This is a genomic window from Siminovitchia fordii DSM 16014 = CIP 108821 (assembly GCF_000374565.1).
Lineage (GTDB): Bacteria > Bacillota > Bacilli > Bacillales > Bacillaceae_C > Siminovitchia > Siminovitchia fordii.
This window is the reverse complement of the sequence record NZ_KB894693.1, coordinates 63,350-87,841: the sequence shown is the minus strand read 5'-3', so window position 1 is coordinate 87,841 and position 24,492 is coordinate 63,350. Positions and strand designations below refer to the sequence as shown.

Annotated in this window: 26 protein-coding genes, 1 riboswitch and 1 other annotated feature; of the genes, 19 read left to right on the top strand and 7 right to left on the bottom strand. The window is 42.6% G+C overall.

The features are described from left to right. Nucleotides 1–303: 303 nt before the first annotated feature. Nucleotides 304–876: a tRNA 5-(aminomethyl)-2-thiouridylate-methyltransferase MnmM gene (gene mnmM, locus C509_RS0113170; RefSeq protein ID WP_018707409.1), complete on the bottom strand. Its 573-nt coding sequence runs from the start codon at nt 874–876 to the stop codon at nt 304–306. A gap of 113 nt (nt 877–989) precedes the next feature. Between mnmM and C509_RS0113165 the strand changes: the two genes are divergently transcribed. The 4 genes from C509_RS0113165 (at nt 990) to C509_RS0113150 (ending at nt 4,962) form a co-directional block, all read left to right on the top strand. Then, entirely contained in the window at nt 990–1,280 is a 291-nt protein-coding gene (locus tag C509_RS0113165; RefSeq protein WP_018707408.1) for a YtzC family protein, read from the top strand. Nucleotides 1,281–1,411: 131 nt separating this feature from the next. Next, nucleotides 1,412–1,654, top strand: a binding site (T-box leader). Between the two features lie 52 nt (nt 1,655–1,706). Next, nucleotides 1,707–4,121 (top strand): leucine--tRNA ligase, encoded by a 2,415-nt coding sequence (leuS, locus tag C509_RS0113160; protein WP_018707407.1) that lies wholly within the window; start codon nt 1,707–1,709, stop codon nt 4,119–4,121. Nucleotides 4,122–4,393: 272 nt separating this feature from the next. Then, nucleotides 4,394–4,711: a rhodanese-like domain-containing protein gene (locus C509_RS0113155; RefSeq protein ID WP_026319844.1), complete on the top strand. Its 318-nt coding sequence runs from the start codon at nt 4,394–4,396 to the stop codon at nt 4,709–4,711. Nucleotides 4,712–4,779: 68 nt separating this feature from the next. Further along, a complete protein-coding gene (locus C509_RS0113150; protein ID WP_018707405.1) occupies nt 4,780–4,962 on the top strand; it encodes a sporulation protein Cse60 in 183 nt (60 codons plus the stop codon). Nucleotides 4,963–4,990: 28 nt separating this feature from the next. On the opposite strand, the gene C509_RS0113145 is transcribed toward C509_RS0113150, so the two are convergent. After that, entirely contained in the window at nt 4,991–6,259 is a 1,269-nt protein-coding gene (locus C509_RS0113145; protein WP_018707404.1) for a BaiN/RdsA family NAD(P)/FAD-dependent oxidoreductase, read from the bottom strand. A gap of 203 nt (nt 6,260–6,462) precedes the next feature. Between C509_RS0113145 and C509_RS0113140 the strand changes: the two genes are divergently transcribed. Then, nucleotides 6,463–8,085: a putative polysaccharide biosynthesis protein gene (locus C509_RS0113140; protein ID WP_018707403.1), complete on the top strand. Its 1,623-nt coding sequence runs from the start codon at nt 6,463–6,465 to the stop codon at nt 8,083–8,085. A 112-nt stretch (nt 8,086–8,197) separates the two neighbouring features. On the opposite strand, the gene C509_RS27040 is transcribed toward C509_RS0113140, so the two are convergent. Continuing rightward, the gene (locus C509_RS27040; RefSeq protein ID WP_018707402.1) at nt 8,198–8,512 is read right to left on the bottom strand and encodes a hypothetical protein; all 315 of its coding nucleotides are present in this window, start codon (nt 8,510–8,512) and stop codon (nt 8,198–8,200) included. 117 nt (nt 8,513–8,629) lie between these two features. On the opposite strand from C509_RS27040, the gene C509_RS0113130 reads away from it, so the two are divergent. Continuing rightward, entirely contained in the window at nt 8,630–9,355 is a 726-nt protein-coding gene (locus tag C509_RS0113130) for a pseudouridine synthase (protein ID WP_018707401.1), read from the top strand. A gap of 802 nt (nt 9,356–10,157) precedes the next feature. On the opposite strand, the gene C509_RS0113125 is transcribed toward C509_RS0113130, so the two are convergent. Further along, nucleotides 10,158–10,379: a DeoR family transcriptional regulator gene (locus C509_RS0113125; RefSeq protein ID WP_018707400.1), complete on the bottom strand. Its 222-nt coding sequence runs from the start codon at nt 10,377–10,379 to the stop codon at nt 10,158–10,160. A gap of 331 nt (nt 10,380–10,710) precedes the next feature. Between C509_RS0113125 and C509_RS0113120 the strand changes: the two genes are divergently transcribed. From C509_RS0113120 to C509_RS0113090, 7 genes are all read left to right on the top strand, one after another. Then, complete coding sequence (locus C509_RS0113120; protein ID WP_018707399.1) at nt 10,711–11,415, top strand: ABC transporter ATP-binding protein; 705 nt, start codon at nt 10,711–10,713, stop codon at nt 11,413–11,415. After that, nucleotides 11,408–12,586 (top strand): ABC transporter permease, encoded by a 1,179-nt coding sequence (locus C509_RS0113115; RefSeq protein WP_018707398.1) that lies wholly within the window; start codon nt 11,408–11,410, stop codon nt 12,584–12,586. The genes C509_RS0113120 and C509_RS0113115 overlap by 8 nt, the downstream gene beginning before the upstream one ends. 56 nt (nt 12,587–12,642) lie before the next feature. Then, nucleotides 12,643–14,061, top strand: a complete 1,419-nt coding sequence (gene pepV / locus C509_RS0113110; RefSeq protein ID WP_018707397.1) for a dipeptidase PepV — start codon at nt 12,643–12,645, stop codon at nt 14,059–14,061. A 17-nt stretch (nt 14,062–14,078) separates the two neighbouring features. Next, nucleotides 14,079–14,942: a D-amino-acid transaminase gene (gene dat / locus C509_RS0113105; protein WP_018707396.1), complete on the top strand. Its 864-nt coding sequence runs from the start codon at nt 14,079–14,081 to the stop codon at nt 14,940–14,942. A gap of 18 nt (nt 14,943–14,960) precedes the next feature. Beyond that, nucleotides 14,961–15,524, top strand: a complete 564-nt coding sequence (gene thpR / locus C509_RS0113100) for an RNA 2',3'-cyclic phosphodiesterase (protein WP_018707395.1) — start codon at nt 14,961–14,963, stop codon at nt 15,522–15,524. 216 nt (nt 15,525–15,740) lie between these two features. Then, nucleotides 15,741–16,538: a hypothetical protein gene (locus C509_RS0113095; RefSeq protein WP_018707394.1), complete on the top strand. Its 798-nt coding sequence runs from the start codon at nt 15,741–15,743 to the stop codon at nt 16,536–16,538. Nucleotides 16,539–16,751: 213 nt separating this feature from the next. Next, on the top strand, nt 16,752–17,525 hold the full coding sequence (locus C509_RS0113090) for a phosphotransferase family protein (protein ID WP_018707393.1): 774 nt from the start codon (nt 16,752–16,754) through the stop codon (nt 17,523–17,525). On the opposite strand, the gene C509_RS0113085 is transcribed toward C509_RS0113090, so the two are convergent. After that, nucleotides 17,522–17,800: a YtzH-like family protein gene (locus C509_RS0113085; RefSeq protein ID WP_018707392.1), complete on the bottom strand. Its 279-nt coding sequence runs from the start codon at nt 17,798–17,800 to the stop codon at nt 17,522–17,524. The genes C509_RS0113090 and C509_RS0113085 overlap by 4 nt on opposite strands. A gap of 114 nt (nt 17,801–17,914) precedes the next feature. Here C509_RS0113085 and C509_RS0113080 point away from each other — a divergent pair, with 114 nt between their 5' ends. Then, a complete protein-coding gene (locus C509_RS0113080) occupies nt 17,915–18,769 on the top strand; it encodes a YtnP family quorum-quenching lactonase (RefSeq protein ID WP_018707391.1) in 855 nt (284 codons plus the stop codon). A gap of 245 nt (nt 18,770–19,014) precedes the next feature. On the opposite strand, the gene C509_RS0113075 is transcribed toward C509_RS0113080, so the two are convergent. Beyond that, entirely contained in the window at nt 19,015–19,335 is a 321-nt protein-coding gene (locus tag C509_RS0113075; RefSeq protein ID WP_018707390.1) for a PepSY domain-containing protein, read from the bottom strand. A 172-nt stretch (nt 19,336–19,507) separates the two neighbouring features. Here C509_RS0113075 and C509_RS0113070 point away from each other — a divergent pair, with 172 nt between their 5' ends. Together C509_RS0113070 and C509_RS0113065 are read left to right on the top strand one after the other, a co-directional pair. Continuing rightward, nucleotides 19,508–20,557, top strand: coding sequence for a M42 family metallopeptidase (locus C509_RS0113070; protein ID WP_425423164.1), 1,050 nt, complete (start codon nt 19,508–19,510; stop codon nt 20,555–20,557). Between the two features lie 20 nt (nt 20,558–20,577). Beyond that, on the top strand, nt 20,578–21,105 hold the full coding sequence (locus C509_RS0113065; RefSeq protein WP_018707388.1) for a DUF84 family protein: 528 nt from the start codon (nt 20,578–20,580) through the stop codon (nt 21,103–21,105). A gap of 23 nt (nt 21,106–21,128) precedes the next feature. Here C509_RS0113065 and C509_RS0113060 read toward each other — a convergent pair whose 3' ends face one another. Beyond that, nucleotides 21,129–21,569 carry a YtoQ family protein gene (locus tag C509_RS0113060; RefSeq protein ID WP_018707387.1) on the bottom strand — a complete coding sequence of 147 codons (441 nt, stop codon included), beginning with the start codon at nt 21,567–21,569 and terminating at the stop codon, nt 21,129–21,131. A gap of 175 nt (nt 21,570–21,744) precedes the next feature. After that, nucleotides 21,745–21,843: riboswitch (TPP riboswitch) on the top strand. 114 nt (nt 21,844–21,957) lie between these two features. Between C509_RS0113060 and C509_RS0113055 the strand changes: the two genes are divergently transcribed. The 3 genes from C509_RS0113055 to C509_RS0113045 are packed head-to-tail and all read left to right on the top strand — an operon-like array spanning nt 21,958 to nt 24,484. Continuing rightward, nucleotides 21,958–22,728: an ABC transporter ATP-binding protein gene (locus C509_RS0113055; RefSeq protein WP_018707386.1), complete on the top strand. Its 771-nt coding sequence runs from the start codon at nt 21,958–21,960 to the stop codon at nt 22,726–22,728. Further along, a complete protein-coding gene (locus C509_RS0113050; protein WP_018707385.1) occupies nt 22,725–23,477 on the top strand; it encodes an ABC transporter permease in 753 nt (250 codons plus the stop codon). The genes C509_RS0113055 and C509_RS0113050 overlap by 4 nt, the downstream gene beginning before the upstream one ends. Further along, nucleotides 23,474–24,484: an ABC transporter substrate-binding protein gene (locus C509_RS0113045; RefSeq protein ID WP_018707384.1), complete on the top strand. Its 1,011-nt coding sequence runs from the start codon at nt 23,474–23,476 to the stop codon at nt 24,482–24,484. The genes C509_RS0113050 and C509_RS0113045 overlap by 4 nt, the downstream gene beginning before the upstream one ends. Nucleotides 24,485–24,492: the final 8 nt, after the last annotated feature.

Genomic DNA, 24,492 nt, shown 5'->3' with positions numbered 1-24,492 from the left:
TGCCCGTTTTCGCGGTATATACCTATTTTGGTCACCAATAGCCCCACAAGGTTCCCGTGAATCCAATTTTTAAGCATTTCCGGTCACTATGAACAACTAAAGATGCCCGTTTTCGCGGCATTTACGCCATTTCGGTCACTAATAGTCCATAAAGGTTCCCGTGAATCCAATTTTTAAGCATTCCTGGTCACAAAGACCGACTAAAGATGCCCGTTTTCGCGGTATATACCTCAGAATGGTCACTAAGAACCTCTCAAGTTTCCCCTAAAACCACTTTGTGTACGGTCACTATGACCACCGGAATCATTTTTTTTCAAACGCCAGCAGAAAAGGCGGATTGTTTTTTTGGTTGATAAAACCATATTGTAAAACGTGCACCTTTGTTTGATCCAGATTTTTTGCGTACTCTAAAAGAAGATCCCGTTCATAGGCACCTTCTTCGTGACCAGGATAAATGACGAGTCCGAGAATGCCCCCTTTGACCAGCATGTCAAGCAATTGATTGATGGCTGCAATCGTGGTATCAGGCTTCGTTACAATCGATTTGTCACCGCCGGGCAAATATCCGAGGTTGAACATGGCTCCGCTGATTTTTCCATGATATTTAACAGGTACTGACTCCTCAAGTCTTTCATGTCCCCTTTGGAATAGTGTAACTCTTTCTGCAACGCTATTTTTTTCTAATAACTCCTTTGTCTGTAAAATGGCTTGATCTTGGATATCAAAACCAAAAACATGTCCTTTTTCTCCGACGAGCTCAGCAAGAAACAAGGTGTCATGTCCGTTGCCGACCGTCCCATCGATTGCCAAACTGCCAGGGCTGATCACTCTTTGCATCAGGGAGCGGGCATATGAAAGAATACCCTCAATATTCATCCCAAAAAACCTCCTCATAAACATACAAAAAATTGTATCATAACTGTCATTAGTTGAGTACAAACTATGAATGGCAGGCCATAAGCCAAGCCATTGGAAAAGGGGAGGATTACATGACTACTCGGCAATCCATTGACAATTTTATAAATCGCTGTGAATCGGCAATACTTTTTGCAGAGGAACAGTACGAGGAAGGAAGCCGGCAGGAGCATTATCATGATGTGGAATTCAGCGAAGCGATGCATGAATTAGAAGTCATCCTCCAACAGCTCCTTAAAATGACTGAAAGTGCCAATCCCCAACAGCGGGAGCAACTTCACCGGGTACGTTTGAAGATACAGCAACTTCAAAATAAGATGATTCTTCTGAATCACGACCGCCCGCTATACAGTACGTGGCATTAACAAGAGACAGGGTAAGCCTGTCTCTTTATTTTTTGTGGTGCGCTCACCGCTGAGGTTCAGGGATTCCGCTTGAATATAGGCTTGAAAACATGTCTAAAATTGTCTACAATGGGGAATAAAGGACTTAATATATAAAACGGTTAAAAAGGACCAGTAATGGTGCCATCCTGTTTATAGAGAGCCGGCGGTTGGTGGAAGTCGGCCAGGACCATCATGAACTCCCCTTTCATTTCTGCAGGTGTGAAGGAAGGAATCCAGAACATGGATCATTCTTGTAATGCTTGCCGTTTTCTGCGTTAAAGAGTAAAGAAGTGAGTGGCCTATGCACTAAATTGGGTGGTACCGCGGGAGAAAACAGACCTCTCGTCCCAGGAGTTTTCTCGGGGATGGGAGGTTTTTTATTTGAAATAGTCAGGAGGCATCTTCATGGGATATAGTCATAAGGAATTGGAAGAAAAATGGCAACAATATTGGGAAGAAAATAAAACATTCAAAACTGTAACGGATGACGCGAAAGAAAAGTTTTATGCGCTTGATATGTTCCCGTATCCTTCTGGATCGGGGCTTCATGTAGGACATCCAAAAGGATATACAGCATCCGATATACTTGCGAGAATGAAACGAATGCAGGGATACAATGTGCTTCACCCGATGGGCTGGGATGCGTTTGGACTTCCTGCGGAGCAGTATGCAATTGATACGGGAAATGACCCTGCAGAATTTACTCAGCATAATATTGATACTTTCCGCCGGCAAATCAAATCCCTTGGCTTTTCATATGATTGGGACCGTGAAATCAATACAACAGATCCTGAATATTATAAATGGACCCAATGGATCTTTATAAAACTGTTTGAACACGGGCTTGCTTATGTAGATGAAGTTCCGGTAAACTGGTGCCCTGCTTTGGGTACAGTTCTCGCCAATGAAGAAGTCATCGATGGAAAAAGTGAGCGTGGCGGACATCCTGTTGAACGACGCCCTATGAAACAGTGGATCTTAAGAATTACAAAATATGCAGATCGTCTGCTCGAAGATTTGGAAGATCTCGATTGGCCTGAAAGCATCAAAGATATGCAAAGAAACTGGATCGGCCGTTCTGAAGGTGCGGAAGTCACTTTCGCTATAGACGGACATCCGGAAACTTTTACTGTCTTTACAACACGGCCGGATACACTTTTTGGAGCAACTTATGCCGTTCTTGCTCCTGAGCATCCATTCGTTGCAAAAATCACGACCCCAGAGAAAAAAGCGGATGTGAATGCATATATAGATCAAATCAAATCGAAAAGCGATCTTGAAAGAACGGATCTTGCGAAAGAAAAAACTGGTGTCTTTACAGGGGCGTATGCCGTCAATCCGGTTAATGGGGAAAAAATTCCGATCTGGATTGCCGACTACGTGTTAATGAGTTATGGAACGGGTGCCATTATGGCCGTTCCTGCCCATGATGAAAGGGACTATGAATTTGCAAAAAAATTCGGTCTAGACATAAAGGAAGTAGTGTCTGGCGGAAACATTGCAGAAGAGGCGTATGTTGGTGACGGTCCTCATGTAAACTCTGGATTCTTGAATGGAATGGACAAAGAAGAAGCTATTTCAGCGATGATCGACTGGCTTGAAAAAGAAGGGTGCGGTACGAAAAAGGTTACTTACCGATTGCGTGACTGGCTGTTCAGCCGCCAGCGTTATTGGGGAGAGCCTATTCCGATCATCCATTGGGAAGACGGAACAATGACAGCTGTCCCAGAAGATCAGCTGCCAGTTCTTTTACCTGTTACGGATGAAGTGAAACCATCCGGTACCGGTGAATCGCCGCTTGCCAATATTACAGATTGGCTTCATGTGGAGGACCCAGAAACAGGTAAAAAAGGTCGACGTGAAACAAACACAATGCCTCAATGGGCAGGAAGCTGCTGGTACTTTCTAAGGTTTATCGACCCTGATAATTCCAAGGAACTTGCAGATAAGAAACTGTTGAAAGAATGGCTGCCAGTTGATATTTATATCGGCGGTGCTGAACATGCAGTACTTCATTTGCTATATGCTCGATTCTGGCATAAATTTTTATATGATCTTGGTGTCGTTCCGACAAAAGAGCCATTCCAAAAGCTTTTCAACCAAGGAATGATTCTCGGTGAAAATAATGAAAAAATGAGTAAATCTAAAGGCAATGTAGTGAATCCGGATGATATCATTGAAAGCCACGGTGCAGATACGCTTCGTCTTTACGAAATGTTTATGGGACCGCCCGAAGCTTCAGCAGCCTGGTCGACAACGGGATTGGACGGGGCACGCCGATTCTTGGATCGTATCTGGCGTTTAATCGTGACGGATGACGGCAAACTGAGTGACAAAGTAAAAGATGTCACCGGCGGCGAACTTGAAAAAGTGTATCATCAAACTGTCAAGAAGGTAACGGAAGACTACGAAGCGATGCATTTTAATACGGCAATTTCCCAGCTTATGGTCTTTATCAACGATGCTTATAAAGCTGAAGTTCTCCCGAAAGAATATATGGAAGGTTTCATAAAAATGCTTGCCCCAATTGCACCGCATATTGCCGAAGAACTTTGGGAAAAGCTTGGCCATGAAGGAAGTGTTGCTTACGAAGCTTGGCCTCTCTATGACGAGACAAAACTTGTTTCGGAAGAAGTGGAAATTGTTGTCCAAGTCAACGGAAAAGTTCGTGCCAAACTGATGGTTTCCCGTAAAGCGGATAAGGAAGAGTTGGAAGAAATCGCCTTAAATCATAAAAAGATCAAATCAGCCATCGATGGTAAAACAATCAGAAAAGTAATTGCTGTTCCGGGCAAACTGGTGAATATCGTGGCAAATTAATCGAATAGAGGAAGTGGAAAAATTCGGTTGTCATAGACTCTTATGGCGGCCGAGTTTTTTAGTTTGTGCGCTTGTTTGGTAGGTACAGTATTTAAGCTTGATGGACCGACAAGACATGCAATTTTCTTATAAAAAACAGATCAAAGCTGTAGTTTATAAAGCTTCAAACTTAGGACAATAGTTGTTATAAGAAAATTTTTTTGACGGCTTTATTACTGTCCAAAGATAAGCTTTGCTATAATGTAAATGGTCAATTCCAATGAAAGGTGATAGTGATGGAAATTAGAACAATAACACCTGATGAGGTTAAATCAAAACTGGAGAATGACGAATCTTTATACTTGGTGGATGTACGTGAAGACGAGGAAGTCGAAGAAGGAATGATTCCGGAAGCGGTGCATATCCGAATGGGGGAAATTCCGGAACACTTGGATTTCTTTGAGAAAGAAAATGAATATATTTTTATATGCAAATCCGGCGGCCGCAGCCATAGAGTCTGCGAATATCTTGTAGCAAACGGTATTCCGAATGTCGTGAATATGACCGGAGGCATGCTTGCTTGGACAGGAGAATTGAAGCCAAAACAATGAAATTTTAAAATTGTATAAAAATAAAATGCATGGGCATACTGGTTTTAAAAACAAAGAGGTGGGGGTCCATGCTGCAGGTCAAATTGTTCGACTGTGAACATGAGCAGGATCTGGAGGAGGAAATCAACCGGTTTTTAAGAGAACTGGAACATAAACAAGTAGTTGACATTAAATATAACGTAGCAGCTCTGAGGGAAGCGGAAGATGAACAAATATACTGTTTCAGTGCCATGATCATGTATTTAAAGTAAGAGGGAGTTCCAATGACGGAAGCCCCTCTTATTTTTGTTTACTATATTCGGCGCTGTTTCCACCGGCAAGTCGTCCCGTTACTAGGGCAGCGGTAATGTTATAACCGCCGGTGTAACCGTAAATATCCAGTACTTCTCCGCAGAAGTAAAGTCCCGGCATTTTTTTGGATGCCATCGTTTTGGGCTCGATTTCTTTAACAGAAACGCCCCCGCCTGTAACGAATGCTTTATCCAGCGGCAATGTCCCGTTGACGGTGAAGCGGAATTGTTTACATATATTGGAAAAACCCATAAGTTTCTCAGTGGAAACAGTGGAGCAAGGGGAAGCCGGGTCAATGTTACTTTGTTCAAGCAGGAACAGCAAATAACGTTCAGGAAGCAGTCCTTTCAGGGAGTTTTTGATTGCTTTTTTTGGCTCGTCCTTCATCGTCTTTTTTAATTTCTGAAAAAGCTCCTCCTGGTTTATTTCCGGGAGGGCATCAAGATTCATTATAACCTCTTCCAGCCCCCATTTTTTCATTGCTTTCACAACAAATTGGCTGCATCGCAAAACAGCGGGTCCCGAAATGCCTACATGGGTAAAGATCATGTCCATCTGATGGGTAATAATCGTTTTCCCTTTTGGATTTAGCACGCTAAGGGCAACATCCCTTAATGAGAGCCCCTGGAGTGTTTTATTTTTTATAAAAGATTCGGCAGAAGCGAGCGGAACTTCGGTCGGAAACAGTTCTGTGATCGTATGGCCCGCTTTTTGTGCCCAAGGATAACCATCACCTGTGGAGCCGGTTTGCGGAACTGATTTTCCACCGACCGCAACGACGACTGCGCGGCTCCGTATTGTTTCGCCGTTTTTAAGCAAAACTCCAACGGTTCTACCTTGGTCAAAGAGCACCTCCTGCACCGGGCTGTTTGTCCGAATGTTAACGTCCATCTCACCCATGTAGTTCAAAAGAGCATCGACTACAGACTGAGCACGATTTGAAATGGGAAACATCCGGCCATGGTCTTCCTCTTTCAATTCGATTCCAAGGTTTTCAAAGAAACGGATGATATCCTCATTATTGAAAACGGAAAAAGCCCCGTATAAAAAACGTCCGTTGCCTGGAATGTGGCGGATTATCTCATCTATAGGAAGGCGGTTGGTCACATTGCATCTGCCGCCACCGGAAATTGCAAGTTTCCTTCCCAGCTTATCTCCTTTATCGATAAGCAACACATTCACTTTTTTTTCTGCTGCAGCGATAGCGGCCATCAATCCAGAGGGTCCGCCGCCGATGACAATAACATCAAAAAACATTTTATTCAACACCTTAATTTTCCATATCAATCATTTTATTTTAAGATGCCCATAGACGAAAAGCAAATATCAAAGGATGTCTCATTGTCAAAAGCAGTCGATAACTGTAAACTAGTACAGGAGAGTTTTATCGTTTTTTTTCCAAATATAGACGGAATAAGATATTTCTTTTTAAAAATAATTAACGGAGAGTCAGAGATTGAATGTCATCTAAATTAATTCGAGGAACCTTTATATTAACGCTGGGCACCATCTTATCCAAAGTTCTAGGACTTCTTTATGTCATTCCTTTTTATAGGATCATCGGCGGCGCAGAACAGGCTGCTTTGTATCAGTTCGGATATGTTCCATATACGATTTTTATCAGTATTGCAACAGCAGGCATCCCTTTAGCTGTTTCCAAATACATTGCCAAGTATAATACGCTTGAAGAGTATGCAGTGGGTAGAAAGCTGTTTAGGTCCGGCATTTACGTCATGATTGCCACGGGCATCGTATCTTTTTTGGCCATGTATGGACTAGCTCCGTGGCTGGCTGAATTAGTATTAAAAGGTGTAGATACAGAACATAGCTACACTGCGGCTGATGTCACCAAGGTAATCAGGGCGGTCAGTTTTGCTTTATTGATCATTCCGGTTATGAGCCTCATCAGAGGTTTTTTCCAAGGTCATCAGTCAATGGGGCCGTCTGCCGTTTCAACTGTTTTGGAGCAGCTGTTTAGGATCATCTTTCTCTTAGCTGGTGCTTTTATTGTCCTGTATGTTATTAAGGGGGATATTGTCACTGCCATCAGCGTCGCGACTTTTGCAGCTTTTATCGGCGGTCTGGCAAGTCTGCTTGTTTTACTATGGTATTGGTATAAACGGAAGCCGGGACTTGACGAGCTTCTTGCACATGATAAAGGAACAATGAAAGTGTCACTGCCTGACATGTATAAGGAGATTATTGTGTATGCTTTTCCTTTCGTCATGGTCGGCATTGCCAATCCGCTTTTTCAGTTCATTGATCAAATTACTTTTACGAGAGCAATGGCAGAGGCTGGGAAGGCTGCAGGAGCGCTGGACGCACTGGGGATATTGAATATGACAACCCACAAGCTCGTCATTATTCCGGTATCACTGGCAACAGCTTTTGCTCTTACGATAGTTCCTCTCGTAACGGAATCTTATGTTAAAAATGATAAAAAGCTGATGTTCCGGCAGTTGGATCAGACGTTCCAGATGTTGTTGTTCATTACAATGCCGGCGGCCATTGGACTTGCACTTTTGGCTGATCCGATGTACACCATGTTTTATGAATTCGATGAATTTGGAGCACAAGTTCTCCGCATTTATGCTCCGGTAGCTATCCTATTTGCTTTATATTCCGTAACAGCAGCAATACTGCAGGGGATCAATGAGCAACGATTTACAATTTTGAGCCTGTTAACCGGATTGCTTGTAAAATTGACCTTTAATATTCCTCTGATCAAGCTTTTTGCCACGGAAGGGGCTGTTTATGCAACAGCATTAGGATACGGAGTTGCGATCTTAATCAACTTGATTGTTATTAAACAATTCGCTTATTATCCTTTCAAGCTTGTCTATAGAAGGTCGTTGCTGATTGTTATTTTCAATGTAATGATGGCAATTCCTGTATATGTTATTTATAAAAGCTTATTATTGTTCATGACGCCGGAATCCACCTTCCAATCAATCATTATCATTATTGTTTGTGCCGGAGTTGGAGGTTTCATATACGCTTTTCTTGGATTAAAATCGGGACTGGCTGACAGGCTGTTTGGTGCCAGGCTTCAAAGGATCAAACAGAAGCTGCGAATCTCTTAAAGGTTAGAAGGAAGAGCCTTCAGCTTTCCTTGAGGCACAAGGCGATTCCCTATTGTGGCTGAAACACTCCAGCCTTGGGAATCGCCTTGTTGTGCTTGCGCTCTGCTAATATTTATCCATAAAATTCGGAGTGATTGGGGAGGTCGTAATAATCCGGCCGACTATAGCCCAACTGCCTTTCAATTCTAGAAACACGCCGGTCTAATCTTTCAACCTGTCTGTTGAGCCTTTCCACTTGCCGTTCAAGCTGATTTAGTCTTCTTTCTGTACCGGTGCCTGGAAAACCAGGAATCCCGGGGAAAAATTGTTGAGGTGCCGCACCTTGCTGTTCACCAAACTGTGGCTGAAACTCCATTGGTTGCTGCAGTGTGCCCATTGGCATTTGCTGCATTCCCATCGGAGGTTGCTGACGGAAGTCCGTATACATCTTCTTCACTCCAATCTTTTCATTCTTGCATCAATAGCCTATGTAAATAAGACAAAAACGTATAGACAGACGCCTATTTTGTATTTTTTATAATAAAAATTCCAAGGGGGTGAGTAAATGAGAATCGATAAGTTACTGGCCAATATGGGTTACGGGAGCCGAAAGGATGTAAAGAAAATTTTAAAGAGCGGGAAGGTCTCTGTGAACGGTGTAACAGTGAAAGAAGGCAAATGTCATGTAAACCCTGATGTAGATGCTGTAGAGGTTATGGGTGAAGAAGTGGACTACAGGAAATTTATTTATATCATGATGAACAAACCGCCGGGTGTCATTTCTGCAACGGAGGACATGCGTAATGAGACAGTCATCGATTTGCTAAGAGATCAAAACATGTTACTCAAGCCTTTTCCGGTTGGTCGTCTGGACAAAGATACGGAGGGGCTTCTGCTTTTGACAAATGACGGTCAATTGGCTCATCAGTTGTTGTCTCCTAAAAAGGATGTCCCGAAAACTTATTTTGCTGTCATTGACTCTCCTGTAACAGAAGAGGATGTGGAAGCATTTAAAAATGGGGTAATTTTGGACGATGGTTATCGGACAAAATCCGGAGAGCTTGAGATCATCAAGTCCGGCACGTATTCGGACATTGAGTTGACAATTACGGAGGGAAAATTCCATCAAGTGAAGCGGATGTTTGAAGCGGTAGGTAAAAAAGTCATATATCTAAAACGGCTATCAATGGGACCGCTTGCACTGGACAAAAATTTAGATCTTGGAGAATACAGGGAATTGACGGATAAGGAGTTCACCAAACTCACAAAGTATCTTGATAAGCAAAAATAGTACGCTCGAAATAAAAGAGCCTCCGTTCTTGGGAACAGGAGGCTTTTTGATGTGAGGTTAAAAGGCGGACTGAACTGCTTGTCGGTCGCCCACCGCTTTTCTATGTCCAGCTACGGCGCCAAGCCCCTCGAGGTCATAAACCAATTCCCTGTGGTGGCAGAAGAACGGCCTCCTCGGAAATTGTCTTATGCTTGTCGGGGCTGATCGAGGCGCCCACCGCTTTTCTACTGTCCAGCTCCAGCGCCTATCGACTAGCAGATTTCGCGGACTCCTCCTACGATAAGTCAACATCGTCTTGCCTATGGCTTCGCGTGTTGTCTAGCTACGAGTGCCATCGGCTCGAGGTCATAAGCCAAACGCTATTGAAGGCAAACTACGCCTTCTTTAGCGTTTGTCTTATGCTTGTCGCCGATAAACAGGCACTCTCCGCTTTTCCTTTATCTCGTCGGAGCCACTCCAGTCTGTACGTCGATGGACAGGCGCTTCCGCTTTTCTAATGTCCAGCTCCAGCGCCTATCGACTAGCAGACTTCGCGGACTCCTCCTACGATAAGTCAACATCGCTCGACTACGCCTCGCGTGTTTCCTTTATCTCGTCGGAGCCACTCCAGTCTGTACGTCGATGGACAGGCGCTTCCGCTTTTCTAATGTCCGGCTCCAGGCTCCAGCGACTGGCAGACTTCCTCCTCCTTCCTACGATAAGTCAACATCGTCTTGCCTATGGCTTCGCCGTGTTTCCTTTATCTCGTCAGGAGTCGTCCAGTCTGTACGTCGCTAAGCGTCGCCCTCCGCTTTTCTATCTATCAAGAAGTTATTTTGACTTTTTTCTCTGTTGTTGTCCACTTCCCGCGACGCGGGCTGCTAATCAGGTCATTGTATTCTAACACATTCAAATCCCTTTGAATGGTGCGAGGTGTACTTCCGAATGCATCTGCCAGTTCCCTTGTTGAAACTGTACCATTCTCTTTAATGTATAGGTATACATCTTTGATTCTGGTAAGCATTCTGTTCGTTGACGGCTTCAAGAAACCACTCCCTCATCTTAAAATTCCTTGGCAGAAGGTGCGGACAGCTTTATGCCTTTACATTATTAGGCTGTTGATTAAGTAATTCCAAAGGACAACTCCTTTTCAATCCCTTAATTTTTCTGCATTTCGAGACTGAAATGTCAGACACTTCTATTTTAACTTATTAGTAAGTTTTTTGAAAGCATAATATCTAACTTGGAAGAAATAGGTTGAAACATGTAGAAAATGAAAAAATGCAATAACATTATTCCCTTTCATACCATATTTGAAACTTAAAGACCGTTAAATCGTAGAATAATTTAGTGAATAGGAAAGGGATGAAGCTGTTTTGGCATTATTAACAGTGGATATTGAACAAGCTGGATATAAACCGCAAGATGCTGTTATTTCTCAAGTTGCTTTTAAGTTGGAGCGTTCTTGCCTAACAGGGATGATTGGGGCAAATGGGGCAGGTAAAAGTACGACGATCAAAGCGATTCTCCAAGAGTTGCCGTTTGTAGAAGGCAATGTAATCAAAAAGGAGGGGACCACTTATTCCTATATTCCTGAAAGACCCATCTTTTATGATGAACTGACCCTTTGGGAGCATTTTGAGTTTGTTGCTGCGGTTGAACAATTAGGTGAAGAACATTTAACTTATGCAAAATCATTGCTGAAAAAATTTCGTTTGGCTGAAAGGGTTCATGAGTTTCCTGCCACTTTTTCAAAAGGGATGCAGCAAAAAGGGATGATAGCGCTTGCCATGTTTACAAATCCTGACCTTCTGATTATCGATGAACCATTTATGGGTCTCGATCCCGGCTCAACTAAACTGCTTCTTGACATGCTTGAAGAAGAAAAAGAGAAAGGGACTGGGATACTAATGTGTACTCATATTCTGGATACAGCCCAGCGGGTCTGCGATTCTTTTGTTGTGATTGAACAGGGGACTGTCAAGGCATGCGGCAAATTGACAGAAGTACTTACCAAGTGTGGTGCTGAAGACGGGAGTCTTTATTCCTGCATTACAGTGGCGGATGATGGCAATGAGTAGTATCCGTCTTCTTTTTCATAGAATCAAGGAAAATTGGAATTATAAATATAAAATCATTAAGACGGTCATCGATTGGACTGTTCTTGTCTACCTTGTCATTCCAGCGGCCATTATCACCATAATGGTTTACAAGTCTTGGTGGACGGATCCTCCTGCGTGGATTGAATCCGTACCATTCCCGCTATTATTTGCAGTCTTTTTCTTTTTGTTATGGGGAGGATATTTTAAAACATATGTCAGAGAGGCAGACATTATTTTTTTAAGAAAAAATGAAAAGTTAATGATTGGAATGAAACAAGGTGGTATTATCGTTTCATATTTGAGCGAAGCTCTTTCGGCAGCTTTGCTTGGATTGTTTATTTCTCCCATATGGATGAACCACTATGGGCTAAATTTTAAACAGCTCATGTTATTTTTCGGAATATGGGTTTCTCTAAGGTGGGGCATCATGGCTGTAAATGGGCAGCTAAATGTACATTTAAGGGGATGGAGAAGTCTTGTCAGAAGCATCCCTGTTGTAGTTGGTGCAGCAGCCATATGGTGGATAAGCTATGAAGCTTTTCAGTCTGGTAGCCTGCTCTCAGTTTTTTTGATCGTTGTATTTAATGGGATCGTATCTATGCTGCTTATGAAAAAGCGTTTCACATCTATACATACCTTTGAGCAGGACCTTTCAATCGATGAAAAAGACAAAAACAAGTATACGGAAATGATATTCGGACTATCCATGGATATTGAAAAACTGCCGAAGCCTAGACCGCTCCGCAAAAGTCCAAGGCTTTATTCAAAGTCGAATCGGATATTTAAAAAAAGAACCCAAAGAAACGGGTTTTTGGAGATATTCATTAAAGTGGCAACTCGCGATACAGTATACATTCGGGGATATTTGCAGGTGTTCGGCGTCACTGCAGCAGCCATTGTCTTTGTACCACCGACTTGGTTAAAGATCACGATTGCAGCAACCGGCTTTTTTTTCCTGAACATTTGGATCGGCAGCGTTTGGCATAAATTGATTGGAAGCCATCCGTTTACAAAAAAATATACTGGGGAAGAAGGGTATGTAAAAGGTAAGAACCTTGTTACAACGGTACTTTCCATACCTTTTCTCATCATGTGTGCATTTAATGTATGGATTCTCCATATGTTTCGCAGTCTCTTTCCCTTTTTCTGACTGTACAAAAAGTTGTACAATGAGAGAAGCGACAATAGATCAAAGGAGTTATGTGCATGGCAATTATTGACTGGACGGAAGAAGTGGAAAAGAGAAAAATTAATCTGATCCGAGATTTGCAGGGGCTGCTCCGGATAAAAAGCGTTTTGAATGAATCCACAAGTACCAAAGATGCCCCTTTGGGCATTGAAGTGAAAAAAGCTCTGGACTACATGCTCGAGCTTGGCGAAAGAGACGGGTTTACTTCGAAAAACGTAGGAAATCTTGCCGGTCATCTTGAAATGGGATCGGGCGACGGGCTTATTGCAGCATTGTGCCATGTAGATGTTGTTCCAGAAGGAGATGGCTGGTCTGTGGATCCGTATGGCGGAGAAGTAAAGGATGGAAAAATCTTTGCCCGTGGTGCCATTGATGATAAAGGCCCGACGTTGGCGGCATATTACGGAATGAAAATTGTCAACGAGCTAGGTGTGCCCATTAATAAACGAATCCGGCTTATTATCGGTACGGATGAAGAAAGCAAATGGCGCTGTGTCAATCACTATTTTGAACACGAGGAAATGCCGGAAATGGGATTTGCACCAGATGCGGATTTTCCGATCATCAATGCCGAAAAAGGCATTGTAGATTTTGATTTGAAACAAAAAAGGAATTCACCGAAGGAACATGGAGCAAAGATTACTCTCATTTCATTTTTTTCAGGCAGGCGTTACAACATGGTCCCGGACCATGCAAGGGCAGTTCTCGATATACAATGTGATCATACTGAACTTTTGCAGTTATTTAATGACTTTCAATATAGCCAGGATGTTAATGGAAGGTATTATGTGGAAAGCGGTTATGTAGTATTGGAATTGGAAGGCATTTCTGCCCATGGAATGGAGCCGGATAATGGAAAAAACGCAGGCTTGCTTTTGGCAAGCTTCCTTTCCACAATTAAGCTTGATAGGAAGGGGATGGATTTTGTAAATGCCGCAGTCCACTTCTTTTTCGGAGATTCACGCGGCAGGACTCTTGGTGTGCAGCATAATGATGAAGCAATGGGAGACTTGACGATTAATGTAGGCAAAATGACCTTCAATGATGAGGATGGTGGACGCTTCGGTTTGAATATGAGGTATCCGGCTTCATTCTCGCTGGAAGAAGGTATGGAGGAAATCATGAGAAAGGCAGAAGGTTCCAACTTTGAAGTGACCAATGTCTCAAATCTGAAGCCGCATTATGTCCCATCAGATGATATTTTAATTCAAAAGCTCACAAAAGTTTATGAAGAGCAGACCAAAGAAAAGGCAGAATTGCTCTCTATCAGCGGTGGAACGTATGCACGGTCATTAAACAAAGGGGTTGCTTTTGGAGCTTTGTTTCCAGGAAGGCCAGATGTTGCACATCAGAAAGATGAGTATGTGGAAATCAAAGATCTGTTGAAGGCGACCGCTTTGTATGCACAGGCGTTTTATGAACTAGCATGTGAATAAAAAAAGGGGGAAGAACAATGGGAAAAATCATTCTTGGTGATCAATTGCTTGAACGGTCCGATGTACTTATCGATCTTGAAGACCGCGGCTACCAATTTGGTGACGGAGTATATGAGGTCATCCGTGTGTATGGCGGAAAGCTTTTTACAATGAAAGAGCATATTGACCGGCTTTTTCAAAGCGCCAAAAAAATCAAATTGGATATTTCCATGAGCCCTGAACAAATTCAGGATCTTGTTGAGAGTCTTTTGAAAGAAAACGGAGTGAATTTTGGCTCTGTTTATATGCAAGTGACGAGGGGAGCAGCTCCGAGGAACCATAAGTTTCCCCTGCCTGCAAGCAACACAAAGGCCGTTTTTACAGCATATACGAATGAAGTGCCAAGACCTCAAAGCCAACTTGAAAACGGGGTGGAAGCCATTACGGCAGAGGATATTCGGTGGCTCCGCTGTGATATTAAAAGCTTGAACCTGCTTCCGAATGTACTCGCGAAACAGGAGGCAGCTGATTCGGGTTGTTTCGAGGCAATCCTTCATCGCAACGGTATCGTGACCGAAGGGTCTTCCTCGAACGCTTACATTGTAAAAAATAACGAAGTGATGACCCATCCTGCAGATAATCTAATTCTTAACGGAATAACGAGGCAGGTGCTTGCAACATTATGCAAGGATAATAGCATTCCGTTCGTAGAAAAAGAATTCGAAGTACATGACTTACTCCATGCTGACGAAGTGTTTATTACCAGCACGACATCTGAGGTCATGCCAGTCATCAAGTTGGACGGAAGAGCAGTTGGCAATGGAGTGCCCGGAGAAATCACACGCAAATTGCAGTCCCTTTTTGAAGCGAAAATCAATCAGGAAACAAAGGTGGAAATTTAAAAAAAGGAGCATACCCCCATGCATTCAACCCACTATTTCTTTGCTTTGGCATTGCCTGATGAAGTAAAAGTTCATTTATCAAAAATCAGTGAACAGTTGAAAACGGAATTCCCATTTAAAAGCTGGGTACATCCTTCAGATTACCATATTACGCTGGCTTTTCTAGGAAATGCCGATAGACACCGGCTTGCTGAAAGTGTTTTTAATGTAAAGGAAGAATTGAAAGATTTTCCATCTTTTCAGGTGGGGTTGAATAAGGCGGGGACGTTTGGGAGGCCAGATCAGCCAAGAATATTCTGGGTCAATACTACTGAAAACTCTTCCTTATCAGGGGTGAGGGATAAAGTCTTCTCATCATGCATTAAAGCGGGCTTTGATCTTGAGACAAGGCCCTTTAAACCTCATATTACCATTGCAAGAAGATGGATGGGACAAGGGATATTCCAAATGCCGGCGGCTGAAAAAAGTTTGGCTTCCTTGCTGCCGGGCCCTTCTTTTGCAATGGAGGAAGCAGTGCTGTATCGGACCCATCTTGACAGAACACCGAAATATGAAAAAGTCGAGTCTTTTAAACTTATGTAGGATGTTCAAAGGGTCACTGAAAATAAGCGGTTTCTGTTCTGTACATCAATCTGATAGAAAGGCCCCGTTAACGACGCCCACGTTTCTGGTGGCCGGCACGGAAGTCGTTGCACTCTGTGGAAGTGAGCTGCTCGAAATGGCACCGCCTCGACCGACTTGCTCCTAAATAGGAACTTTTGAACATGTTTTTATAGAAGAGAGGAAGCATGAAGTTAAATGGCTCAGCTTATAAAATTAAACGATTATATATCGCGATACGAATCTGATTTATCCAGGTATACTTCTTTATTTGTCCGGCTGAAAATAAGAAGATGGAGATCAATACTTGAAGAGGAAACCAAAAAACAGGGCACCCCGCGCCTTGATCAAACCAAAGTGGAGGAACTGAAGCGCTCTTTCCTTGACCAACTCTTTTTCTCTCAAATCAAATGGGCGAGTTCAACCATTGTGGAAAAATCAAATCCACATTCTTCATTGTATTCCGATTCCCGGCTGCGCAGTCTTGTACAGCGTTTCCCTGATACATTTTTATTGATGTACAATCCTGTTTTTCAGTTAAATAGAGCGAAAGTTCAACTGGAAACTTTAATGCTCACTCCATCCAAATTAATGTGTATGTCTTTCTTAAATGATGAGGAAGATGCGCTTTATGTCGGTTCGAACGCCCATTTTTGGCAGAAAAAAAACAAAGACAGGGAAGAGAGTGTACTGAATCCGGTCATATCTGTCAGGCGTATGGATAAGGTTTCCAGGGTAATCCTTCAGGAAGTCGAATCTGAATTGCCGATTGAAAAAGTGGTTATTGCGGAAAAAGGATATATCACCTATCAAAATCCTCCTGATGACGTTCTATTTATTGATAAGCAAGACTATGAAACTTGGTTAACTGAATTAAGGAATCACACTTCGCCAATGAAAATGATGCAATTCCGCGCTGCAAAGGCATTGCTCGACAGATGCGTAATAACAAAAGCGAGGCGCTCCACCGGAGGTACCTCCATTACACAGCATTGACAAATCTACTCAGCATCAGCAGTTTGATTATAAAAAACTATGTGAAAATAATGGAACCCATTGATTGGGTCTTGACGAAAAAAGTCGGTTCGCGTTAAACTTTAAGGAAGGATGGCTATTGTTGTATTTTCATATATCCAATAGCTGTCTTTTTTCTTTCTGATGAGATGAACGGAGTGTCGCCTCCGGTATTTTAATTGAAGGTGAATGACGGTGAAACACTTATTAGAGAATGACTGGGAAATCATTCCTGCCGGCGGAGCGACAGGAAAGGCTTTTTTTGCGTCTAAAAATAATGAAAAGCTTTTTTTGAAACGCAATTCCTCACCTTTTTTGGCCGTATTATCAGCAGAAGGGATTGTACCTAAACTGATATGGACAAAGAGGATGGAAAATGGTGATGTGATTACCGCTCAGGAATGTCTGAACGGACGAGAATTTAAGCCGGAAGAAATGACCCAGGATGGCGTGGCGAAGCTTTTAAAGAAAATACATGAGTCCATCCCGCTTTTATCCATGCTTGGCCGTCTCGGAAAAACACCTTACAAACCGGAGATGATGCTGGAGGAAGTGATTTCGGCGCTGGATGAGGAATTGATGTCTTATCAGGCAGTCGTTCAATCGCTTAAGGTTCTGCAAGCTGAACTGACCAATGTCTGTTGTGAGACGTTTACTGTCTGTCATGGAGATGTCAATCATAATAATTGGCTTCTTTCGGACAACGATGAAATTTTTCTGATTGACTGGGACGGTGCTACGATCGCCGATCCTGCCATGGATATTGGACCTCTTTTATACTGGTATATTCCAAGGGATGAATGGCCTCATTGGCTTGACCTGTATGGACTGGAATATACGGACCATCTTCAGCTTCGTATGAAATGGTATGTCATTGCCCAGACAATGCTTGCAATCGGATGGCATAAGAGCCAACAACGGTATCAGGAAATGGATTTCTGGCTTGATTACCTGGAAACAATCTTTTAAGTATATTGATCAATATGTCCGATCCATTGAGATAAATGTCTTTGATGGCTGTCAATATGGCTTTCCAAATCAGCGGTTTGAGAGCCTGTTTGGCAGTATAAGTATATTTCCTCCAACACGGGTGCTAATTTATGATGTATATTCTGATTGGTAAGCAGTGATTTGACAAGTCTTTCGATTTGACGGCACTCTGAAACGGAGCCCTGGGAATCCTCCAAATGGTTTACCATTATATCTTTTAAAAGATCAATCTGATTTTGATAAGACAGAGACAAATGGAATCACCCTTTCGCCAAGTAGTATTTTATTGTATGGAAATATCATTTTTCTATCCTCCATAATCAAAAATGTATGATACAATGATTCGAAAAGCCGGGGAGATGAGAATCTTGGAGAAAATGCAGATTGGAAGTTTGACGTTGACTTGGTTGAATGGGGGAGTGACCAATCTGGACGGAGGCGCCATGTTCGGTGTTGTACCCAAGGCACTTTGGTCCAAGAAATATCCCGTAGATGACAGGAACCTTGTTGAGTTGCGGTCAGATCCCATCTTTTTACAAAAAAATGGAAAAAATATTTTAATAGAATCTGGGCTGGGCAGCGGGAAATTATCAGAGAAACAGATCCGCAATTTTGGTGTTACGGAAGAGTCAAAAATAGAAAAATCTCTCGCTGAACTTGGGCTTTCTCCTGAGGATATCGATGTTGTTTGTATGACCCATATGCATTTTGACCATGCCAGTGGACTAACCAAAAGGGATGGTGATGAATATTCATCAGTATTCCCAAATGCGGTTATTTACACATCGCAAATAGAATGGGATGAAATGCGGGAGCCGAATATTCGATCAAGAAATACATATTGGAAGGAAAATTGGGAACCAATAGCCGATCAAGTGGAAACGTTTACAAAGGAACTGATTGTCGAAGATGGGATAAAAATGTTCCATACCGGGGGACACAGTGCAGGCCATAGCCTAATAACAATTGAAAGTAACGGGGAAAAGGCTGTCCACATGGCAGATATTATGCCGACACATGCTCATTCGAACGTTTTATGGGTGTTGGCCTATGATGATTATCCGATGGATTCGATCCGTGCGAAACAAAAGTGGATTCCTGCAGAGATTGAGGCGGGGAGCTGGTTTATTTTTTATCATGATAAAGTATATCGAGCATTAAAATGGGACGGAGAAGGAAATATCATTGATGCTGTTAAACGAGAGCAGCAAAAAAGCAGGTGAAATGCAGTTTTCACCTGTTTTTTGTGGTTTAAGAAACATTAAAACGCCGGATTGTAAATAATTTTATTATCCTAATAATGCTACGTCCAGCTCAGATAAAAGGACGTACTAGTGTCGACGAGACTTGTCAAACCTTGAGTCCGATTTCGAAAACAGCTCAGTCTGTACATCGATGAATAGGCACTTGTGCTTTTGTTCTATGTAGCACCGTTTGGATGCTTGTTTTACTTTTTCAAACAGAAAAATTAAGCGTACGTTACAGGGTACACATCAATGACAGTACCGGTATTGGCATCAGCAAGGAATTCATATTGTTTAGTTTCTCCGTCTTCCTTTGTAGTAATGCCACCTCTGTACACTTGTGTTTTAACAGCGTATTTTTCATAATCTTCAGGCCTGAATTTAATCCACGAGCCTTCAATGCTGCCGGAATCCTTGAATGCTTCTTTAACGGTTTGAAGTACTTTTTCACCAGATGCCAAAGAATTTTTCTTTAAAGCTTCGCTCGCATAATAGCCAGCAATGACACCGGCACCTGCGCCTAGTAAAAAGTTTTTCCAATTCACAACGAGCACCTCCTAAGTCAAATCATCCCTTTTAGTATACCGTAATTTAAGAGGCAGTTCGAATAATAAATGATAATAAATTATGAAAGATAAAATATTGGTAAAATATATGAAAGCCAAATAAAATGAAAGCAATATAGGAAAAGGGGTAGTTTCATTGGATAAAAATACGATGGTTTTGTTTCAAACTCTGACAGAACTTCCTGGTGCACCAGGTTTTGAACACCAAGTACGCAGATTTATGAAAGGTGAACTGGAAAAATATTCCGATGAAATTGTACAGGATCGTTTAGGAAGCATTTTTGGCGTTAAGCACGGACAAGGTCCGAAAGTAATGGTGGCTGGTCATATGGATGAAGTAGGTTTTATGGTAACACAGATTACGGAAAACGGTATGCTTCGGTTTCAAACTTTGGGCGGATGGTGGAATCAGGTACTTCTCTCCCAGCGGGTGCAGGTCATCACAGAGAATGGTCCGATCATAGGGGTAATTGCTTCAATTCCTCCCCATCTTCTTAGTCCTGAGCAACGGAAGAAACCGATGGAAATAAAAAACATGATGATTGATATAGGGGCTGATGACAGGGAAGATGCCAAGAAAATTGGAATCAAGCCCGGGCAGCAGATTATCCCGATCTGTCCATTCACCCCGCTTGCCAATCCAAAAAAGATTATGGCCAAAGCATGGGATAATCGTTACGGCTGCGGCCTCGCAATTGAATTGATGAAGGAACTGCAGCATGAAAAGCTTCCAAATATACTTTATTCAGGAGCGACTGTGCAGGAGGAAGTGGGATTAAGAGGTGCTGCTTCCGCTGCCAATATGATTCAACCTGATATCTTTTATGCGCTGGATGCCAGTCCTGCAAATGACATGTCAGGGGATCAAAAGGAGTTCGGCCATCTTGGAAAAGGCGTCCTTTTAAGAATTTTAGACCGTTCCATGGTTACGCTAAAAGGGATGAGAGAATTTGTGCTCGATACTGCAGAATCCCATGACATCCCCTATCAATATTTTGTTTCAATGGGAGGAACCGATGCCGGCCGAGTACATATTTCCAATGAAGGAGTACCGAGTGCAGTGATCGGAATTTGCTCCCGGTATATCCATACACATGCGTCCATTGTGCATGTTGATGATTATGCCGCCGCAAAAGAGTTGCTTGTAAATCTAGTAAAAGCGACTGACAAGGCAACGGTTGATTCGATTCGAAACCAATAGACAGACAAGGAGTTTTAGATATGATCATCGCTATCGGATCAAAAAATAAAGCGAAAATAAAGGCTGTTGAAAATACATTCAGGGAATTAAATATGGAAGTTTCCGTCCTTTCGCTGGAGTCATCATCGGGAGTTAGCCCGCAACCATTTTCCGATGAAGAAACAATGAAAGGTGCTGCCAATAGAGCGGAGTTCTGCTTACACCAAATGGAAGAGGCAGATATTGCAATTGGTCTTGAAGGGGGGGTGACAGAAACACCTTTCGGGCTTTTCCTATGCAACTGGGGGGCTTTGGCTGAAAGTGGAAAGGAAACTTTATTTGCCGGCGGAGCGAGAATAAAACTGCCGGGTGACATAGCAGAGCGTCTGAGGGCCGGAGAAGAGCTTGGGCCTGTCATGGATGCTTACAGTAAAATGCAGGGGATCCGTCACAAGGAAGGCGCGATTGGAGTTTTTACACATGGTCTAGTTGACCGAGCGGCCATGTTCAGCCATATTACGAAACTTTTGATCGGACAGTACGAAAAGCTTAAGGGCAGTTCCAATTAAGGAGCTGCCCCTTATGTATTTTATTATTCGAAAATGTACGCCAATGCCTTCATTGCCTGGTTGACCGTTTCTACTGTGGCATTCGCTTTGTTTGAGAGTTCTTTCAACGGGTGGTGAAGTTCCTTGGGGCGAATCAAAATAAGCGGTTTTCCAAGAGTAAGGGCTGTGCTGGCATCCATTGCTGTATTCCATTGTCTGTATTTTTCGCCAAACAATGCGATGACCAAGTCAGCTTTTTGCATTAAAACTTGGGTCCTAAGATTGTTAAAACTGGAAGCGGCTTCATCTCTGAAAACAGCATCAGGCTGTTCTCCTAAAATCTCTTCCCCGATGGCGTCCGAGCGGGCGTGATTCTCCATCGGGCCTACAAAATCGACCGGAAGCTGAAGTGTTTGGGCTTTCTCCTTAATTTCCTCTCGCCAGCTGCTGTGAATCTCTCCGGCGAGATAGATAGTTAACCTCATTAAAACCCCTCCTAAAATGGTTTATCACCATCCATCTTACCATTAAAAGTCAGAATAATCCCGTAAATTATCTATAAATAAAAGAATTATCCAATCAATTGAATAAATATAATAAATTTGATTTTAATTGTTTAATAGGTTATAAGTAAGAAGTAAGCAAAATTAAATACGATTCGAGAAACACTAGGGGTGCCAAAAGCTGAGAGAGGATGGATCCTCAACCCTCGAACCTGATCTGGATAATGCCAGCGCAGGGAAGTGGTTGTTTGCAATTGAATGAAATTGCATACGTATGTCTATGATGTAGAGCCACTTCTATGAAGAAGTGGCTCTTTTTTATTGAAGACTAAGGGCAAACCTGGTATCTCGTCTGGAAAGGAGATGAAAGATGGCTGACAGTCTTGTATTTGAAGACGTCACTTTTTCATACAAAAGAAGTGACGGAAAAAATGCACAGATATTAAAACAATTGAGCTTTACGATCAAGGCCGGTGAATTTGTCAGTGTGATTGGTCCGAGCGGATCTGGAAAGAGTACATTGTTCCGCCTCATTTCGGGCCTGGAAACGCAGGATGAAGGCAAAATTTTCATGAATGGGGAGGCAATGAAGAACCGGCTTGGACATATTGGCTACATGGCCCAAAAAGATGGATTGCTTCCGTGGCTCACTGTATTGGATAATGCAGCATTGCCGCTGAAACTAAAAGGGCTATATGGGAAGGAAGCCCAAAAAGACGTAATGGAACAACTGGAAAGGTTTGGATTAAAAGGCTTTGAAGAAAATTTCCCACATGAGCTTTCAGGAGGCATGCGCCAGCGGGTGTCTTTTTTAAGGGCACTTTTAAGCGGATCGGAATTGTTGCTGCTGGATGAACCGTTCAGCGCATTGGATGCGGTTACGAAAATGGTTATGCAGGAATGGCTGCTTGAACAGTGGACAGAAATGGAAAAAACGATCCTTTTTATTACACATGATGTAGAAGAAGCGCTGTTTCTGTCGGACCGTATCCTTATTTTCAGCGAAACCCCTGTTGAACGACTGGGTGAAATTACGGTCCCACTTGGCCGTCCTCGGACTGTTTCGGATTTGAAAAATCCTGCATTTACCATGTTAAAAGAGAAGCTTCTGATGGATTTGAAGAAAATGGTGACAATATGAACTTTTTAAGAAGATATGGATTGTCGATTGGATTGGTGTTTTTTTTATTGATTGTATGGGAAACAGGAGCCCGTTTGTATGGGAAACCATTTATTTTGCCATCACCTGTAGATATATTGGTGAGATTATGGGAATTGAGAGATATATTATTTATTAACCACTTGCCGGCGACATTAGCCGTAATTTTAATGGGCCTTTTTTTGTCGCTCGTATTCGGAGCCGGCCTTTCTATATGGATGCATGAAAGTGGGATTGTAAGGAAGGCATTCTTTCCGCTTGTCATTGCTTCGCAAACGATACCGGTAATTGCGCTTGCACCGATATTTGTCCTATGGTTCGGATATTCCATCTGGAGTAAAGTGGTTGTTACTGTATTGATCACATTTTTTCCGGTTACCGTCAATACGTTTGACGGACTGAGATCTGCTGATCCTCACTTAAAGGAAATGCTGCAGACAATGGGGGCATCTAAACGGCAAATTTTTCTAAAGGTTGAGTTGCCGTCCGCATTGCCGCACTTTTTTTCGGGATTAAAAGTGGCCGTCACTTTAAGTGTGATTGGCGCGGCGATTGGAGAGTGGCTTGGGGCCGATTCGGGTCTTGGATATTTCAGCCGGAGAATGATGACGCAGTTTGACGGAGCCGGTGTTTTTGCACCTATTGTCCTTCTGTCATTATTAGGTATTGCTCTATTTTTACTTGTACGAATTCTGGAAAAAATAATGATGAAATGGAGAAATGTAAATTGAAGAAAAAGCTGATAGTGACCACAGTCATACTTTTATCTTTGTTTCTCGCAGCTTGTGGAGAAAACAAGGAGGAAGTCGTAGCAAATGAATCGAATCAAGAGCTTCAAGAGTTTGATATTATGCTCGACTGGTATCCAAATGCTGTACATAGTTATTTATATACTGCTGTGGAAAAAGGTTATTTTGAAGAAGAAGGCTTGAAAGTCAATATCCGTTTTCCGGCAAATACAACTGACCCGATCAATATGGCAGCGACTGGTGACATAGATTTAGGCATTAGCTATCAGCCGGATGTTATTGCTGCAAGAGCTGAAGGTGTTCCTGTAAAGTCAGTTGCAGCCATTGTAAGAAACCCGTTGAACCATATTATATTCCTGAAAGACAGCGGGATTAAACGGCCAAAAGATCTTGAAGGCAAAACGGTGGGCTGGCCGGGAATACCGGTGAATGAACCGCTTGTCCAGACGATTGTGGAATCAGATGGCGGGGATATGGGCAAGGTGAAAATGACCGATATCGGCTTTGAACTTAACGCTGCAATTGCAACGAAGCGTGTAGATGCAGTGAGCGGAGCCTTTATCAACCACGAGGTGCCGGTCCTTGCTGCTGAAGGAATTGAAACGAATCATTTTAATCCAGTAGATTATGGAGTTCCTAGTTATTATGAGTTGCTCTTTGTCACCAATGACGACACGTGGGAGACTAAGCAAGATGAAATTCGCTCTTTCTGGCGTGCAGCAACAAAGGGCTATGAATTCATGAGGGAAAAACCAGATCAGGCTCTTGATATTTTGCTTAAAAACCAAGACGAAGAAAACTTCCCTTTAAACGAGGAAGTGGAAAAGGAAAGTTTGGCTGAGCTGCTGCCGCGTATGGAAGCGGAAGGTGAGATGTTCGGAAGCCAATCGGAAGATTTATGGGAAGAGGTGGTTCAGTGGCTGGCCGATACCGAATATATAAAAGAAGTACCTGATATAGAAGAATTGTTCATCAATATCGCTGAATAAGCTTCCTT